Origin of the sequence: Pantoea vagans (assembly GCF_004792415.1) — a bacterium.
GTDB classification, from domain to species: Bacteria; Pseudomonadota; Gammaproteobacteria; order Enterobacterales; family Enterobacteriaceae; genus Pantoea; species Pantoea vagans.
In genome coordinates, this window is record NZ_CP038853.1 from 1405346 (window position 1) to 1423751 (window position 18406).

At 53.4% G+C, this 18406-nt stretch carries 13 protein-coding genes; 12 read left to right on the top strand and 1 reads right to left on the bottom strand.

The window, feature by feature from the left end:
- Window positions 1–16: 16 nt before the first annotated feature.
- Complete coding sequence (gene dcd, locus EGO56_RS06570; protein ID WP_013358470.1) at window positions 17–598, top strand: dCTP deaminase; 582 nt, start codon at window positions 17–19, stop codon at window positions 596–598.
- Window positions 599–610: 12 nt separating this feature from the next.
- The gene (gene asmA, locus EGO56_RS06575; protein WP_135908095.1) at window positions 611–2434 is read left to right on the top strand and encodes an outer membrane assembly protein AsmA; all 1824 of its coding nucleotides are present in this window, start codon (window positions 611–613) and stop codon (window positions 2432–2434) included.
- A 30-nt stretch (window positions 2435–2464) separates the two neighbouring features.
- Here asmA and EGO56_RS06580 read toward each other — a convergent pair whose 3' ends face one another.
- Window positions 2465–4036 carry a TerC family protein gene (locus EGO56_RS06580; RefSeq protein WP_135908097.1) on the bottom strand — a complete coding sequence of 524 codons (1572 nt, stop codon included), beginning with the start codon at window positions 4034–4036 and terminating at the stop codon, window positions 2465–2467.
- A 791-nt stretch (window positions 4037–4827) separates the two neighbouring features.
- Between EGO56_RS06580 and wbaP the strand changes: the two genes are divergently transcribed.
- From wbaP to wcaK, 10 genes are all read left to right on the top strand, one after another.
- Window positions 4828–6261 (top strand): undecaprenyl-phosphate galactose phosphotransferase WbaP, encoded by a 1434-nt coding sequence (gene wbaP / locus EGO56_RS06585; RefSeq protein ID WP_033733245.1) that lies wholly within the window; start codon window positions 4828–4830, stop codon window positions 6259–6261.
- Between the two features lie 294 nt (window positions 6262–6555).
- Window positions 6556–7695, top strand: a complete 1140-nt coding sequence (locus tag EGO56_RS06590; protein ID WP_013358466.1) for a polysaccharide export protein — start codon at window positions 6556–6558, stop codon at window positions 7693–7695.
- A gap of 9 nt (window positions 7696–7704) precedes the next feature.
- Window positions 7705–8139 carry an arsenate reductase/protein-tyrosine-phosphatase family protein gene (locus tag EGO56_RS06595; protein ID WP_013358465.1) on the top strand — a complete coding sequence of 145 codons (435 nt, stop codon included), beginning with the start codon at window positions 7705–7707 and terminating at the stop codon, window positions 8137–8139.
- 12 nt (window positions 8140–8151) lie between these two features.
- Window positions 8152–10329 carry a tyrosine-protein kinase Wzc gene (gene wzc, locus EGO56_RS06600; protein ID WP_013358464.1) on the top strand — a complete coding sequence of 726 codons (2178 nt, stop codon included), beginning with the start codon at window positions 8152–8154 and terminating at the stop codon, window positions 10327–10329.
- A 270-nt stretch (window positions 10330–10599) separates the two neighbouring features.
- Entirely contained in the window at window positions 10600–11736 is a 1137-nt protein-coding gene (locus tag EGO56_RS06605) for an EpsG family protein (protein WP_013358463.1), read from the top strand.
- Between the two features lie 128 nt (window positions 11737–11864).
- On the top strand, window positions 11865–12782 hold the full coding sequence (locus EGO56_RS06610) for a glycosyltransferase family 2 protein (protein WP_135908099.1): 918 nt from the start codon (window positions 11865–11867) through the stop codon (window positions 12780–12782).
- 69 nt (window positions 12783–12851) lie between these two features.
- The gene (locus EGO56_RS06615) at window positions 12852–13604 is read left to right on the top strand and encodes a glycosyltransferase family 2 protein (protein WP_013358461.1); all 753 of its coding nucleotides are present in this window, start codon (window positions 12852–12854) and stop codon (window positions 13602–13604) included.
- 46 nt (window positions 13605–13650) lie between these two features.
- On the top strand, window positions 13651–14685 hold the full coding sequence (locus EGO56_RS06620; protein WP_135908101.1) for a glycosyltransferase: 1035 nt from the start codon (window positions 13651–13653) through the stop codon (window positions 14683–14685).
- A gap of 82 nt (window positions 14686–14767) precedes the next feature.
- Window positions 14768–16984 (top strand): phage tailspike protein, encoded by a 2217-nt coding sequence (locus tag EGO56_RS06625; RefSeq protein WP_135908103.1) that lies wholly within the window; start codon window positions 14768–14770, stop codon window positions 16982–16984.
- 159 nt (window positions 16985–17143) lie between these two features.
- Window positions 17144–18406, top strand: a complete 1263-nt coding sequence (gene wcaK, locus EGO56_RS06630) for a colanic acid biosynthesis pyruvyl transferase WcaK (RefSeq protein ID WP_135908105.1) — start codon at window positions 17144–17146, stop codon at window positions 18404–18406.

The window sequence follows — 18406 nt, forward strand, 5'->3', positions numbered from 1 at the left end:
TCATGGAGTTACCGCAATGAGATTATGCGATCGCGATATCGAAGCCTGGCTGGACACTGGCAAACTGGCCATTGAGCCACGCCCGCCGGTCGAGCGCATTAATGGTGCCACGGTCGATGTGCGTCTGGGTAATCAGTTCCGTACTTTCAGCGGTCATACCGCGGCTTTTATCGACCTGAGCGGCCCGAAACAGGAAGTGAGTGCGGCACTGGACCGGGTGATGAGCGATGAGATCGTGCTGCCGGATGGCGAAGCCTTTTTCCTCCATCCGGGTGAACTGGCGCTGGCGGTGACGCTGGAATCGGTGACGCTGCCCGACGATCTGGTCGGCTGGCTGGATGGCCGCTCCTCGCTGGCTCGCCTTGGGCTGATGGTTCACGTGACGGCTCACCGCATAGATCCAGGCTGGCAGGGTCGTATCGTGCTGGAGTTCTACAATTCAGGTAAACTGCCGCTGGCGCTGCGTCCCGGCATGTTAATCGGCGCGCTGAGTTTTGAACCACTTTCAGGTCCGGCTGCACGTCCCTACAACCGGCGTGAAGATGCAAAATATCGCGGTCAGCAGGGCGCTGATGCCAGCCGTATCGATAAAGACTGATTTGAGGATGTAATGAAAAGAGTGATAACCACGCTGGCCATCCTGTTAGTGGTGGTCGTAACGGGAATGAGCGCGCTGGTACTGCTGGTCAATCCCAACGACTTTCGTGCCTATATGGTGCAACAGGTCGAACAACGCAGTGGTTATCGCCTTGAAGTCAGCAGCGATCTGCGCTGGCACGTCTGGCCTCAGCTCAGTATCCTGGCAGGGCGGATGAGTCTCACCGCGCCGGGTGCCAGCCAGCCGCTGGTCTCGGCAGAAAACATGCGGCTTGATGTCGATCTCTGGCCACTCTTATCCCATCAGCTCAGCGTCAGTCAGGTGCTGCTGAAAAATGCGATCGTGCGGGTCACGCCAGAGAGCAGCGCGCAGCGTGCTAAAAATGCGCCTCAGGGTCCGCGCGATGCGGAGCCAGCCCCGGCGTCCAGCGGCTGGTCATTTGATATTGCTAAGCTGCGGGTAGCTGACAGTCTGCTTATCTGGCAGCAGCCGGGCGGTGACGAATATAATTTCCGCGACCTCAACATCAATATGGAACAGGACGCGAACAAGCTGGCGACCCTGTCGCTGAGCACCAGCCTGATGCGCAATCAGCGCAACGCGACTCTGAATCTCAAAGGCCAGCTTGATGCCGCGCAATATCCCCATCGTCTCAGCGGCCAGCTGCAGCAGCTTGATTACTCGCTTTCCGGTGCCGATATCCCGGTTCAGGGAATTAAAGGCTCACTGAGCCTGCAGGGCGAATGGGATGGCGACCGCCAGCAGTTCTCTTTCAGCAATCTGCAGCTCACCGCCAACGACAGTACGCTGACCGGGCAGGGTAGCGGACAGGCTATTCCGCCACAGCAGCTGGCGCTGGATCTGAAAGCCAGCACGCTGAATCTGGATAATTTACTCACCAGCACGCCGGTCTCTGAAACGCCTGGCGTGCAGCATGCCTCTGTGGCCCGTTCGCCGGTGATCGCGGCCCCACGGGAGCGTAGCAACGCCGACTCTCCGCTGAATGACCTGAACCTGGCGCTGAAATTACAGGCGGACAGTGTGGTATGGCGCGGCCTCACCCTGACCGGCCTTGCGGTAAACGCCAGCAATCAGCAGGGACTAATGACGCTGAACACGCTCAGCGGCAAACTGGGCAATGGCAGCTTCTCGGTTCCCGGCAGCATTGATATTCGTCAGCCGGAAACGCAGGTCAGCCTGAAACCCCAACTCCGGTTGATTGCCATTCAGCCACTGCTGAAAGCGTTTGAACTGCCGGAAAGTCTGCAGGGAAACCTGAGTCTCGACGGCGAGCTGTCGGGCAATACGCTGACGGTTGAGGCGGCGAAGCGCAGCTGGCAGGGCAGGGCGACCATCAGCGCCAGTAACCTGAAGCTGGCACAGCTTAATCTGCAGCAGATGGTGCAGCGTGCCGTGGCTCGGGTCAGTGATAAAGTCAGCAGCCAGGAAGCCGTCGATGAAGGCATTGAGTCGATCAGTGGTCAGGTCGCGCTGAATAAAGGTGTACTCAGCTTCAGCGATATCAATGGCAATGGTCAGAATCTGGGCCTGCAGGGCGCGGGTAAAGTCGACATGGTGCAGCAACAGCTGGACGTCACGCTGGGACTGAAAATCAGCGGCTGGCGTGGCGATGAGGCGCTGGTGAAGACACTCTCCAGTCAGCCGGTTCCGCTGCGTATGTATGGTGACTGGAACAGTCTGCAATATTCCCTGCCGGTGGATGCCGTGCTGCGTGACCGTCTTCAGAGTGAAGCGAAGTCACGGCTGAATCAGTGGATCGATCGTCAGAAAGAGGGCGAGAATAAAGAGAACCTGAAGAAAATCATGCGCCCGTAGCGGGCGCATGCTGTCAAACCGGGTGACGGGTTAAACCTCGTAATCGCTATCAGGCTGCAGCAGAATTTCGACTTTCTGAACCCGATGATTTTCCACCTGCAGGGTTCTCAGCCGGTAATCACCCAGCTGCAACACTTCCCCTTCCTGAGGGATATGCTGCAGCTTATCCATCAGTAAACCTGCCAGCGTATGATAGTCACGCTGCTCGTCCAGCGGCAGTTTCACATAGAGCGCCAGATCTTCCAGTGGCATATGGCCGTTGGCAATCCAGTGCCCCTCTCCCTGAATCTGAATATCGTAGCGGGCATCAATCTCTCCCGCCTCATTCGGCAGATTGCCCGCAATGGTCTCCATCACATCGCTCAGGGTCACCACGCCCTCTACTGAACCAAACTCATCCACCACAAAAGCAAAATGCGTATGGGCCTGCCGGAACTGTTCCAGCGCCTGCAGCAGCGTCAGACGTTCAGGAAAGACCAGCGGCTGCCGAACCAGGGCGCGCAGATCGAGTGAATTGTGGTGCAGCGACTGGTGAAGCAGATCGATAACGTGCACCACGCCCAGCGGTTCGCTGGAGTTGTCCGTTATCAGGATGCGCGTGTGCTGATTGCGGTCGAGGCGTGACATGATCTCTGCCGGATCGTCACTGAGGTCGATATGGTCGACGTCATGGCGCGAGGTCATTATGCTGTTGACGTGGCGCTGGCCCATGCCCAGCACCCTGGCAATCATCACCCGTTCCTGACGATTGAACAGCATGCTGGCGTCGCTGTCAGCAATCAGTGACGAGGTTTTCGCATCCAGTTCCGCCGGTTCCGCTGCACCCCGCAACATGCGTAACACCGCTTCCGCCGTGCGCTGGCGCAGCGGACGACCCGCCGACAGCACACGCCGACGGTTAAAGTGAGCCAGCTGGTTCAGTGCCTCAATGATGACCGAGAAGCCGATAGCCGCATAGAGATAGCCTTTAGGGATGACAAAGCCAAAGCCTTCCGCCACCAGGCTGAAGCCAATCATCAGCAGGAAGCTTAAACATAGGATGACAATCGTAGGGTGGTTATTCACAAAGCGGGTCAGCGGCTTGCTGGCGAGCAGCATCAGCAGAATGGCGATGGTGACCGCAATCATCATGACCGGCAATTCATTCACCATGCCGACGGCGGTAATTACCGCATCCAGCGAGAAGATGGCATCCAGCACCACGATTTGCGCCACCACCGGCCAGAATTTAGCGCCGCCTTTTTGTTGACCGGCATCTTCATCATGACCTTCAAGGCGCGCATTCAACTCTGTTGTGGCTTTAAATAGCAGGAAAATCCCGCCTGACAGCAGCAGTAAGTCGCGCGCACTGAAGGGGTGGCCCGCCAGCGTAACCCAGGGTTCTTTGAGCGTAACCAGCCAGGAAAGCGAAGCCAGCAGCAATAAGCGGCACACTAACGCCAGCAGCAGTCCGATGACGCGCGCGCGGTCGCGAAGGGGGCTGGGAAGCTTCTCAACCAGGATGGCAATGAAGATCAGATTGTCGATGCCTAAAACCAGTTCCAGAACGATTAGCGTTACTAATCCCGCCCATAGCGAGGGATCTGCAATTACCTCCAGCATGCCTTGTTCACCTGAATGTCTTAAATTGGGTTTTCTCTGATGATAGTGGAGTGCGAAGCCGCGTACAAATGGCAGGGCAGGGGGGTGATAACCGGCACAGCCCGATATATTGTGCAAAATCTGAACATAACAGTGTGACGCTTTGATTAAATTCGCAGGGTTCAGGGGAGACTATTCTGAGTCATTTTGTCACGGGAAAGCGATATTCACCTGCCGGGCTTATGCGATTTATCTCACCACGAGTATGGCATTAATCCGAATTGTACAGAAAGGATTGCACTGCCTGTCAGGCATCAATACTAATTGCTGGTAGTCTTTTTCCTAAAATAGTCCAGGGATGGCGGGACCTGCTTGTAAACAAGCCAGTAATAACTAGTATAGCAACAAGTTAGCAAACTCTGCCCCAGAGTCGTAATTTGCGTACCGATTCTACATTAATCGCAATGTAAGGAATCAGTAATTCATCTATGAACACCTGTATGATGCGTTACGGTTACCTATTACGGGGAGCAATATGAATGATGACAGCGATATTGGCAGCGACAGCCAAGGGCGGTAGCGTGCCTGAATCGCGTTTTTCGTTGATAAAATGAGCAATGCTGGCGGTGATTAAAGTCAGAGTAATCTGTTGGTATTCATCACAATATTATTGGTGTCATGGTTAAGATCACTGGCGTAAACGCCGCAGGAGCTCCCCTTAGAAACGGCTCAGTCTGGAAAGGTTTCATCGCTTAACGATTAAACGGGCGATAGCCGTTGCGGGTTTAAGGAAATAAAATAAAGAGTTAAATATGCGCGATACAGAATTTACGTTTAAAAGTCTTATTACCAAATTAATGCTGGCATGTTCAGATTTAATTTGTTTCAACGCAGCGTTATTTGTGGCGATGATGCTAATTAATGTTCAGTCAGGTTCGCCGCTGGCAGATATTTCTGAAAAAGAAATGAATTTAAAAATTGCCACACACATTTGTCTGTCGGTAATTTGTATTGGCTGGTTCTGGGTAAGGCTGCGTCACTACACATACCGCAAACCTTTCTGGTTCGAATTAAAAGAAGTTTTTCGTACCATTCTTATATTTTCTGTTATCGACCTGTCGATTACCGCACTGTCGCAGTGGCAGATGTCGCGTTTCGTCTGGTTACTGACATGGGTACTGGCGCTGATTTTAATTCCGACGTGTCGCGCGCTGGCTAAACGTCTGCTGAATAAAAATGGCTTGTGGAAAAAACAGACCATTATTATCGGCAGCAGCAAAAATGCGCACGAAGCCTGGCAGGCGCTGCAAAGCGAAGAGGTTATGGGTTTTGACGTCATCGCCTTTTATGACGTTGACGGAACCTGTCCGCAGGAGATCATGAACGGTGTACCGGTTCTGCGCGACGAGCAGGAGCTCTGGAGCCTGACTAACAGCGAAACCCAGTTTATCGTGGCAGTAGAATATGAGCAGAGCCAGTATCGTGATGTGTGGCTGAAATCGCTGGCGATGCACAACTGCCGTTCAGTCTCTGTCATCCCGACGCTGCGTGGTGTACCGCTTTACGGTACTGACATGGCCTATATCTTCAGCCACGAAGTGATGATCCTGCGGGTTCAGAATAACCTGGCAAAACGCACCTCGCGTTTCCTGAAGCGGGCCTTTGATATCGTCGGTGCGCTGTCGATTATTCTGATGCTGATGCCGGCGCTGCTGGTCCTCGGCTTCCTGGTTGGACGTGATGGCGGACCACCGATTTATGGTCACGAACGTGTCGGCATGAATGGCCGTAAATTCAAATGTCTGAAATTCCGTTCGATGGTGATTAATTCAAAAGAAGTGCTGGAAGAAGTGCTTCGTACCGATCCGATTGCGCGTGCGGAATGGGATAAAGATTTCAAACTCAAAAATGATCCACGTATTACTAAAGTGGGCCACTTCATCCGTAAAACAAGCCTCGATGAGTTACCTCAGCTCTGGAACGTGGTGCGCGGTGATATGAGTCTGGTCGGGCCTCGTCCGGTCATTGAAGATGAACTCTGTCGTTATGCTGGTGATGTTGATTATTACCTGATGGCTAAACCAGGCATGACGGGATTGTGGCAGGTCAGCGGTCGTAATGATGTTGACTATGAAACCCGCGTCTATTTCGACTCGTGGTACGTGAAAAACTGGTCACTGTGGAATGACATCGCCATTCTGTTTAAAACAGTGGGCGTGGTGTTGAAACGCGACGGTGCCTATTAATCGTGAGTCGGAATGAGCGTGCTCACGCGCGCTCCGAGGTGTTGTGCCGTTGTCAGGCGTGTCGTTAATAGCGGCCATCATCAGGGATATCGCAGTGCATTCATAGTCCGCTATGATGCAAGGCGTTTCGGGTACACCCTGGTTGATGGTCACTACTTATAACAAGTGGAGCAAGGATAATGAACGACAGGTTCAGAGCTTAAGGCTTAAGTCAGCCAGGATTTACTTTTTGTTGGACGCTTACACAGCGGCGGTTTCGCCTCTATCAATAAATAACTGATAGCGAAGATCTAAATGATTACAATCAAAATGAAATTGATACCTTTGCTGGTATCCGCCACATTCCTTGTCGGGTGTACAGTCGAACCCGGTTCTCGTCTTTCTACATCAGGAAAAGATGTTATTGAGCAACAGGATAGCAACTTTGACATCGATAAATATGTCAACGTCTTCCCGTTAACGCCTTCACTGGTTGAGAAAATGCGTCCTAAGCCTCTGGTGGCTCAGGCGAACCCTTCACTGCAGAACGAAATTCAGAACTACGAATACCGTATCGGTGTGGGCGATGTCCTGACCGTGACGGTCTGGGATCACCCGGAACTGACGACCCCTGCGGGTCAGTACCGTAGCGCTAGCGACACCGGTAACTGGGTGCATTCTGACGGCACCATCTTCTATCCCTACATTGGCCGTGTGCGTGTAGCGGGCCGTACCGTTGGCGAAGTGCGTAACGAAGTGGCACGCCGCCTGGCACAATACATTGAAAGCCCACAGGTTGATGTGAGCATCGCCTCGTTTAAATCACAGAAAACCTATGTCACCGGTTCGGTAACGACCTCAGGTCAGCAGCCAATCACTAACGTGCCATTGACGATTCTGGACGCGATTAACGCCGCTGGCGGCCTGGCCGCTGATGCTGACTGGCGTAACGTCGTGCTGACGCACAACGGTCGTGAACAGCGCGTCTCGCTGCAGGCACTGATGCAGAATGGTGACCTGAGCCAGAACCACCTCCTCTATCCGGGCGATATCCTTTACGTTCCGCGTAACGATGATCTGAAAATCTTCGTGATGGGTGAAGTGAAGCAGCAGGCGACCCTGAAAATGGACCGTAGCGGCATGACGCTGGCGGAAGCACTGGGCAACGCGGCCGGGATGGATCAAACCACCTCTGACGCCACCGGCGTCTTCGTTATCCGTCCACTGCGCGGCACCGATCGCAATAAGATTGCCAACATCTATCAGTTGAACACCAAAGATGCGGCATCCATGGTGATGGGAACCGAATTCCAGCTTCAGCCCTATGACATTGTCTATGTCACCTCAACGCCGCTGACGCGCTGGAACCGTGTGATCTCGCAATTACTGCCAACCATTGCGGGTATCAACGATGTGAGCGAGAGCGCACTGCGTATCCGCAACTGGTCGAACTAAGGTCTGACCATGATTACGTCCGTGTTAGTCGTTTGCGTAGGCAACATCTGCCGCTCTCCGACCGGAGAGCGCCTGTTTAAACGTGCGCTGCCCGATTTAGATGTTCGCTCTGCCGGCCTGGGGGCCCTTGTCGGCCACCCGGCCGACAAAATGGCATCTTCCGTAGCCGAAGCGCAGGGTCTGTCGCTGGAAGGCCATCAGGCACAGCAGTTGACGGCCGAAATGTGCCGCAACACTGACCTGATTCTGGTCATGGAGAAGCGGCATATTGAACAGGTGAATCGCATCGACCCCGCCGCACGTGGCAAAACCATGTTGCTTGGGCACTGGCTCAATCAGAAAGAAATTGCGGATCCGTATCGAAAAAGCCGTGAGGCCTTTGAAGAGATTTACGGATTACTGGAAAACGCTACCCAGAAATGGGTCAACGTATTAAGCCGATAGTTGGGATTATCCATGAATATAAAAAATAAGGTCAGAACCGCGCCGGGAGAGGAGTCGAATGGATGGGATCTGGCGCATCTTGTGGGACAGCTAATTGACCATCGCTGGATCATTGTTGCCGTTACCGCTTTTTTCATGCTGGCGGGAACACTCTACACACTGTTTGCGACACCGATTTATAGCGCCGATGCGTTAGTTCAGGTTGAGCAGAAGAATGCCAGCACCGTTCTGAACGAAATCGACAGCATTCTGCCACCGACGCCTGCCTCTGATACGGAAATCGAGATTCTGGAATCCCGTATGGTCATCGGCAAAACCGTTGACGATCTGGGTCTGGATACCGTGGTTGAGCAGAACTACTTTCCGGTCATCGGCAAGGGTCTGTCGCGCCTGATGGGCAACAAACCGGCCAGTATCGCGATTTCGCGTCTGGAAATCCCACGCACTATCGACAAACGTAACGTTGAACTGGAAGTGACCGGTCCGGATAGCTACACCGTCTCGAAAGATGGTGATGAGCTGTTCAAAGGTAAAGTCGGCCAGCTGGAGTCGCACGGCGATATCAGCATGCTGGTGAGCGAGATTCACGCCGATGAAGGCACCAGCTTCACCGTGACCAAGCTGAATGACCTGCAGGCGATCCGTTCTGTGCTCTCTAACCTGACCGTGGCAGACAAAGGTAAAGATACCGGCGTGCTGGGTCTGGAATATCTGGGTGAAGATCCGGAGCAGATCAGCAAAGTGCTGAACCAGATCGTGAACAACTATCTGTTACAGAACGTTGAACGCAAGTCAGAGCAGGCCGAGAAAAGCCTGGAGTTCTTACGCACTCAGCTGCCTGCCGTTCGCAGCAAGCTGGATGAAGCGGAGAACAAGCTGAACACCTTCCGCCGCCAGAACGAATCTGTTGACCTGTCGCTGGAAGCGAAATCTGCCCTGGACTCCTCTGTCAGCGTGCAGAGTCAGCTGAACGAACTGACCTTCCGTGAAGCAGAAGTTTCTCAGCTGTTTACCAAAGATCACCCGACTTACCGCGCGCTGCTGGAAAAACGCAAAACGCTGGAAGGTGAGCAGGCTCAGCTGAACAAGAAAATTTCTGGCATGCCACAGACTCAGCAGGAAATCCTGCGTCTGACCCGTGATGTTCAGTCAGGTCAGGAGATCTACATGCAGCTGCTGAATCGTCAGCAGGAGCTGGGCATCAGTAAAGCCAGCACCGTAGGTGATGTCCGCATCATCGACAACGCGCAGACGGCTAACGCGCCGGTTGCACCGAAGAAGATGCTGATCATTGCCGCAAGCCTGATTCTGGGTCTGTTCGTGTCAGTAGGTCTGGTTCTGCTGAAAGCACTGCTGCATCACGGCATCGAGAACCCGGATCAGCTGGAAGAGCTGGGCATGAATGTCTATGCCAGCGTTCCCCTGTCTGACTGGCAGCGTAAGAAAGATACCGAAGCACTGGCGCGTCGTGGCAGCAAGGTGAAAACCGATCCGCACGAAACGCTGCTGGCGCTGGGTAATCCGACTGACCTCTCCATCGAAGCGATTCGTAGCCTGCGTACCAGCCTGCACTTCGCCATGATGGAAGCGAAGAACAACATCCTGATGATCACCGGTGCCAGCCCGGGTATTGGTAAAACCTTTATCTGTGCCAACCTGGCCACCCTGATTGCCAAAGCAGGCCAGCGTGTCCTGTTCATCGATGGTGACATGCGTCGTGGTTATACCCACGAACTGCTGGGCGCGGATAACAAATCTGGCCTGTCCAACGTGCTGTCCGGTAAAACCGAATTCAGCCCGGCGCTGATTCAGCAGGGCGTGTACGGTTTCGATTTCCTGCCACGTGGTCAGGTTCCGCCGAACCCGTCTGAGCTGCTGATGCATCGTCGCATGGGTGAGCTGCTGGATTGGGCGAGCAAGAACTACGACCTGGTGTTAATCGATACGCCGCCAATCCTGGCCGTCACCGATGCGTCAATTATCGGTAAGCTGGCCGGCACCTCACTGATGGTGGCGCGTTTCGAAGCCAACACCACCAAAGAAGTGGACGTCAGCTTCAAACGCTTTGCCCAGAACGGTATTGAGATTAAAGGTGTGATCCTCAACGCCGTGGTACGCAAAGCCGCGAATGCCTACGGTTATGGCTATGACTACTACGCCTATGACTACGGTAAGACCAACAAAAGCTGATCATTGAGTAACAACGAGGGGGCGGTCTGACCGCCCCTTTTTATCGTCCCTTTGAATGACGACACGCATCAATTTACACAGGTTATTCTGTCCAAACCCACAAAAGCGATACCTCTATAAATCGCATGGCGAGCGTCACTCAACAGAATTCATGACCGGCAGGGTATCGCCCGCACGCATAGCCGCTATCAGGCTCGCTGAAAAGCCAGCCGGGAAGGCGAAGCGTCATTGTTGCTGGCATGAGAACTTGTGGAATTAAGGAATCACACCATGGCTCCCTATTGGTATGTATCAGGCTTTTTGCTGCTGCTTTCGCTGTTTGAAATAGCGCTGAAAAAAGACGAACGCACAAATCATATTTTGACCTGGCTGCTCTGTTTTGCTGCCGTTTTGCTGATTATCTTCGGGGGAATACGCGGTCTCGGCACCGGCATGGATGATTTTCAGTACCGGAGCTTCTTTGAGGACTTTGTAAGACGCATTGAAATTAACGGCTTCTTTAAAACCGTTGCGTTTTTCCGTTACGAACCGCTGATTTTTGCGATGGCCTGGCTCACCAGTCTGGTTTCGCACAATGCCAGCATCTTCCTGTTTGTTTTCTGTGCCACGGCTGTTTCCATCAATACCTGGTTTTTCAGGAAGATGTCACCCTATCCGGTGCTGGCGCTGGTGCTCTATTCGGCCCACATCTTTATCAACAAAGACATTAACCAGATTCGCTTTGGCCTCAGTTCGGCGCTGTTCCTGGGCGTCCTGTGGTCGATCTATCTCAAGCGCTACTGGTGGGCGTTTACCTTCTTCATTCTGTCGTTCACGAGTCACAACACCGGTGTCATGGTCGTCACGCTGATACCGTTCCTGTTTATTCGTGACTGGCGCTGGTGGCCGGTCATTATCATCGTTGCCAGTCTGCCGCTGTCCGTGGTGGGCGGTTCCAGCTTCATTGCTCTGATTGCCGGTCATCTGGGGTCGCTGGGGGAGAGGGCATCGGGCTATAACAATGACCCGTCCTATGCCATGGGTGGCAGCATCCTGGCCGTGTCGAACCTGAAGAACATTATGCTGGTGTTCGTCTTCTTCTACTTCATGCTGACCGACGAGCTGAAGCGCGAAAACTACGCCCAGTATCGCCTTAACTACCTGCTGATTCTGAGCTTTGCTATCGGCGGTGCGATCAGGATCTTCCTGTACAACTTCCCGTCAGGTTCGCGTCTGTCCAACTATCTGCAACAGGTCGAGCCGATCATCCTGACCTCGCTGATTTACCAGGCCAGACGATCGTGGAAGCCCGCGCTTTACGCCATGCTGGTCTTCTTCCTGCTCTATTACCTTTACTACAACACCATTTCGACCAAGCAGGCGGTTACCGGCTATGAAGTGGCGCGTGAGTTTTGGCTGGTCCACTAATTAACCCATCGATCGCCCCTGCGTGAAGAGATTCACACAGGGGCGATCGACGGTAAGCACACCGGTTTTTTGTCGACCCTTGTCGATTGAACGGATTATTTTTGAACTATTTTAATGAGGTGCTGGCAATGAAGGACATTCGTTTCTCCATCGTAATTCCGGCTTATAACGCGTCAGAATCGATTGTCACGACGCTGGATTGCGTTAAAGCACAAACGTATCGCAATTTTGAAGTCATCATCGTGGATGATAAATCTGCGGATGCCGCCGCGCTGGCGGAGGTGGTTCGCAGCGACCGCTACCAGGATCTCGACATCAATCTGGTGCTCTCTGAGGTTAAGCTCAACGGGGCCGGTGCGCGTAACAAAGGCATTGAGCTGGCGACCGGTGACTATGTCAGCTTCCTTGACGCCGATGATGAGTGGGCGGCAGATAAACTGCAGCAGGTGAGTGAAAAGATTGCTCAGCTGGAAGCCCAGGGTAAAAAGAACTTCGTCATTTTCAGCCAGGTGAACATTTATCAGGACGGCACGTTCCTGAAAGTGATGCCAATGCAGCCACCGGGCAAAAATGAAACCGTCGCCGAGTATCTGTTCGGCTGCTACGGCTTTATCCAGACCAGCACCATTGTGCTGAAGCGCGAAGATGCGGCGAAGATTCAGTTCGATACCCGTTACATCCGTCATCAGGATTATGATTTCTGCATTCGTGCCGACCGCATGGGCTATGACTTTGTGATGATCGCCGCACCGCTGGCGAACTACCACCTGGTCACTAAGTTTGGCTCAAAACATAAAGGCGAATCGGTGAACTACTCGATGTTCTGGCTCGATAGCATGAAGCCGCATCTTACCCCGCGTGATATCCACACCTACAAAGCCTTTAAGCTGCCGCTGCGCTACAAAATGGATGGCAAGTCGCTGATGGCAAGCCTGAGCTTTGCGCGTTACTTCTTCCTCACTAACAAAGACAACCGTGCTTATTTTATGAACCGGGTTAAAGACAAGGTCAAAGCACGTTTTGGCGGTGAGAAAGCACTCTCCTGACGCGCGCCGCGCCTCGTTCTGCTCCTGACGCCAGGAGCACCTCTCTTTTCGTTTAATTCAGGGTTGAAGATGAATACTTCTGTTGGAACCGTTGGCATTGTCATGCCTATGTATAATGCACGTCAGACGGTATTACGCGCTGTGCAATCGGTTATCAATCAGCACTATACCGACTGGCACCTCTATCTGGTCAACGATAAGTCCACGGATGACTCGCTGGAATTTGTGCGTGAGCATTGTCAGGATCCGCGCATTACCATTCTGGATAATGCGGTCAACATGGGCGCAGCAGAGACCCGCAACGTTGGACTACGCGCGGCGACTGAAGAGATTATCGCTTTTCTCGACAGCGACGATGAGTGGCATGCCGATAAGCTGAGCCAGCAGGTTGCGGCCATCGCGGCCGGTGATGATTTTGTGATTACCGAATATCACTATAAAACCCGCAAGGCCGAGCACGACATTACCTACAGCAAACCGTACCTGCAGCAGGAAAACTTTGTGAAGAAGCAGTATCGCGTCTGCTTTTCTTCCGTCTGTTTCCGCCGTCCACCTCAGGGGCTTTTCTTCCAGCGCAAAGGCCACGAAGATTTCCTGTTTTTGTATGAATTATTCACCCGCTATAAGCAGGCACGCGTAATTCAGACGATTCTGGTCAACTATTACGAATTAGGCGATTCCCTTTCACGTAATAAGAACAAAGCCGCCCAGTGGCACCTTGAATTATTAAGAATTATCTATAAAAACAATCCTTTAAAAATCTATTACTATTACGCCTGGTATATGGTGAATGGTGTGCTGTTTACCCTTAAGCATCGTTAAGCCTGTCGGCAGGATTGTCTTTAAAATTTGAGGTGGATAGCGTTTCATGAAAAAAATTGTCCTGGTGATCAAAGATGCTTATTCGTATGCGGGCACCGAGAACATCTGTAACTTTATGTCAGAGTGTCTTGGCGAAACGCATGACGTCACCATCTACTCGCTGGAAGGCAGCGGTAAAACCTTTTATCCGTTTGAGCATGTCAGAGAGATCGTCAGCTTCGAAGGGCAGAGCAACCCGATTAAAAGCGCGGTAGCGCGCATCAACGAAGAGGGTTTCGATACCGTCTTTCTGATCAGCATGGGTCGCCTGAGCGTGATGTTCGCTTTCTGGAATCTGCTGGCCATGAAGAAGAAGCGTGGCAAAGCCTACGCCTGCGAACATATAGCCATTAACTCCTTCAGCAAACCGATTAAGTTCCTCAAGTTTCTGCTGCTGCGCTACTACGACCGCGTGATTGTTCTGACCGAAAAAGATCATCAGGTGTTCAGCCGCTGGCGCATTCCCAGCAAGCCTATCCCCAACCCGGTGGTATACAAAGGCTATCAGCGTCAGACCCGCCATCGTCAGGCGCTGGCGGTGGGCCGTCTGGATAACCAGAAGGGCTTTGATCTGCTGCTGGATATCTGGCGCGACTTCGCCCGTACGCATGCCGACTGGACGCTGGTGATTGCCGGTGACGGCGAACTGCGTCAGCAACTGCACGACCAGGCGGCCGTGCTGGGCATTACCGACAGCGTGAAGTTTGTCGGCAAGGTCAGCAATATCAATGACTACTATCGCGACAGCGACATGGCGCTGATGACGTCGCGCTATGAAGGTTTGCCACTGGTGCTGCTGGAAGCGAAATCCTGGTCACTGCCGGTGGTGGCGTATGACTGCCCGACCGGGCCACAGGAGATCATCAACCACAGTGAAGATGGGTTCCTGGTCCCGATGAATGACAAAGCCACGTTTCTGGCCCGAATGGAGCAGCTTGCCACCGATGATGCGCTGTTCTATGCCATGAGCGAAAAAACCAAACAAACCGCGCTGAAATTCGACGGTAACCAGATTAAGCAAAGCTGGCTGTCATTGGTTTAACCGGAGCTGGAAAAGCTCACTTGCGACGTGCCTCAGGGACACCGCCATGGCCAATGGCCTTATTGACTACGGGAATTGATGCATGAAAAGAAGAGAAGTTTTACAGACCGCCGCCTCCGCTCTGGTGGGGGCTCTCTCCGTGAGCACCTTTTCCAGCTACGCTGCAAAAAGTAACGGCATTGCCCTGAAGCCGGTTGATGCGGCGGCTATCCCTAAAGGCGACGTGCCTATCCTGACGCCTGAGAATGTTTACGCCATGCCGCCGCAGTTCTGGCAGGGCTTTGAGGGCAAACTCTGGATTGGTAAAGCGGGTGCGGATGCCAGCAAACCGGGTAACCAGATCCCGGTCTTCCTGCGTGATGCCAGCGGTAAAGTGTCTGAGATTGCCCAGCCTATCACGCTGAACAAGGGCAACTTTGCCCAGTTTATTCAGGACAACGCTGCACTGATTGCCGATCCTTCGCATTCGATGACGGTCGAGGACAATAACGGTCAGACGCTGTTTAACATCGCCGATGTCAGCCGTCCGGGCGCCGCCGATTTCAGTCAGCGTCTGGCGCAGCCGGCGGGTTATCAGCTGATTGGTGAGATCCCGTCCGTGGCGGAGTTACGTAAAACCCGACCGCTGTTTGAAGGGGCCAAGGTTAAGCTGAAAAGCTGGCATGAAGGACGGGAAGTGGGTGGCGGCGAGTTTGTCGGCAGCTTCCAGACCGTTCCGAATGATGGCGGCGTAAATTTTGCCGGTGAGGGCTTCTCCTGGCGTCGCGTAGTCGATGATTTTAACCGCCTGACACTGTTTGATTTCGGTGCGATTGCCGATGGTCAGACCGATACGGCGCCCGCCATTATGGCGATGTTCAACTGGTCGCAGCAGGCTAACCAGCAGATCTGCGTCCAGTTCCCGGCCGGTACCTTTATGGTTTCCGCCTGTAACCTGGGCGACAAGTATCTCAACTTCTTCCGCATGTCCGGTGCGATGGTGAACTTCGGCTACTTCCCGGCGACCACGATTGTCTCGGATGGTAAGTCAGAGTTCGTCTTCCAGATGAACGCCCGTCGTGTTGAGCTTTCCAACCTGAATTTCAACGGCAACAGTGATAAAAGTCCGAACCAGCAGGGCTTTTTCCATAACATCTGTCCTGGCGGACAATATTTCCGTGGTGCCTGCCTGCGCTTTAACGCCGTTGGCGGCACGGCCATCAGCCTGCAGGATACCCTCGATTGTAAAATCGACCAGTGGTACGCCTCACGCTGCAGCGGCGATGTGATCAAATCGGGCTGGTCAGGTCAGAAGCAGGGCAAATGGGACCACAGTACCGCGATTGAGCTGTCAAACTTCAATGCGCAGTACTGCCGTGGCGGCAAAGTGCTTAACCTGCCGCGCTGCGGCCAGTCGATTATCCATAATGGCTGGATTGAACACTGTGACAACCCTGGCGACCTCTCTAACGGTCAGTGGATCGTTGATGCGCTGAGCCTGGAGGATTGTAAGAATCCGCTGATCGCGCACAACACCCGTCTGAATATGCGTCAGACCAGCCTGCAGTCGGGCAGCTGGATCGACAACTCCATGCAGGGCGACCGTCTGCTCAGCATCTGGGAGATGGGATCGACCCGCGTCGAGTCCTATGGTGTCGCGCTGGATGGCAGCCTGAAGTACAACTACATCACCTCACGCTGGCGCTTAGAGAACAATACGAACCAGGAGACCTGGTTTGATCTCGGCAGCCTCTACTCACCGACGGTGGGTGATTCGTGGGAGATCGAAATTTTTGGTCAGTCGCAGTTCAGTAACGGCAGTGGCGATAAGCCGCTGATGAACCTGATTGGTGACAAGACCACCGGTGGTCGCGCAGTGATCCACGTGCAGCGTAAGAAAGACCTGTCGGAAGCGAGCTGGTCGGCCGAAGGCAGCAGCCCGATTGTGGATGTGCGCTATGTGGCAGAGCATGACACCGATGTCCGTATCTTCGTCAAACTGGCGGGCTGGACGCCGTCGGCTGCCGTGCTGGTAAAAACCACCGGTAAAGATCGCTTTGTGACCGGTCGCTGTGCGCGGGTCAACGCGAAGATGGAGAAGGGCAATCCGCCATCGGGCGACGCGACCAAACGCGCGCCGCAGCGTTTCAGCCTGCATAACGGCAAAGCGGGCGTGGGGGCCAACGAGCAGGGCGATCTGCTGATGGCTTCCCGTCCGCTCTCCGCCGATCAGGTCGATACCAGTAAGCCGGAAGGCTTTGTTTCCGTGGTGATCAACGGTAAACAGGTTGCGCTGCCTTACTTCGCGATTAAGTCTTAACCCCTTGTTTCAGGGCCGCCACGATGGAGGCGGTCGGTTTAACAGGAGCAGTACCTTTGGGTGCGTTATCCCGTAAAGCATTACTTTAAACAGAGTTCATTTTGCCCATTTCGGATCTGGGCGGCTTACAGAATTAAAAAAAATTCATTCGGAGTTGTTATGAAAATTTTATTGGTGGGTAACCATACGTGTGGGAATCGCGGGGATGGCGCGATTCTTCGTGGACTGATCGATTCGATGAAGTCTGCACGCAGTGATTTAGACATTGATGTTATTAGCCGTTATCCAACCAGCTCCGGTTATCTGCTCCAGCAGGATATTCAGCAGGATGCGCTGTATCTGCACAACAGCAAATCTGGTAAAGGTCTGGTCGGTTCGTTTAAGCGTAAAGTGGCGAACCGTCTGATGCCCGATATCATGATGGCGCATCTGGGCAAGGGCGGGATCTTTAAGTCATTCTCTGTGCCGCCGCACCTGAAGGCCTTTACCGAAAGCCTGGCAAAATATGATGCGATTATTCAGGTTGGCGGATCCTTCTTCGTCGATCTCTATGGCGTGACCCAGTTTGACCATGCGCTCTGTGCGCTGATGGCGAAAAAGCCAATCTACCTGATTGGCCATTCAGTGGGACCTTTCCAGAACCCGCGCGTCAATGCGCTGGCGAACTTTGTCTTTGATCGGGTCGACAGCCTGGTACTGCGTGAGTCGGTCAGCCTTGACCTGATGAAGCGCGATGGCGTGACCAGCTCTAAAGTTGCCTCTGGCGTGGATACTGCATTCCTGGTGCGTGCGCGTGAAGTGGAGAACCCGAGCCACAACCTGCTCTACTGGCAGGGCATTATCGCTGGCCGTAAAACCATCGCGATCACCGTGCGTGAACTGGCACCATTTGATAAACGTCTGGGCGTGACGCAGAAAGAGTATGAAGCAGCCTTTGGCCGGGTAATCAATGCGATGATTGCCGAAGGCTATCAGGTTGTCGCGTTCTCCACCTGTACCGGCATCGACAGCTACGCCAAAGATGACCGCATGGTGGCACTGACACTGCGTGACCACGTGGCGCAGCCTGAACATTACCATGTCATCATGGACGAGTTTAACGACCTGGAGCTGGGCATCCTGCTGAGTCACTGCCATCTGACCATCGGTACCCGCCTGCACTCGGCGATTATCTCCATGAACTTTGGCACCCCGGCTGTGGCGATCAACTATGAGCACAAGTCGATGGGTGTAATGAACCAGCTTGGTCTGCCGCAGATGGCAACCGATGTGAAAAGCCTGATGGACGGCTCGCTGATCGACAAGGTGAAAACCGTTCTTGCCGACTACGACAACATCAAGCTTAAGGTCGACACGGCCGTTGCGAATGAAAGGGAAATTGGCAACCGGATCACTGAAGAGATTCTCAAAGTATTAGGGTAA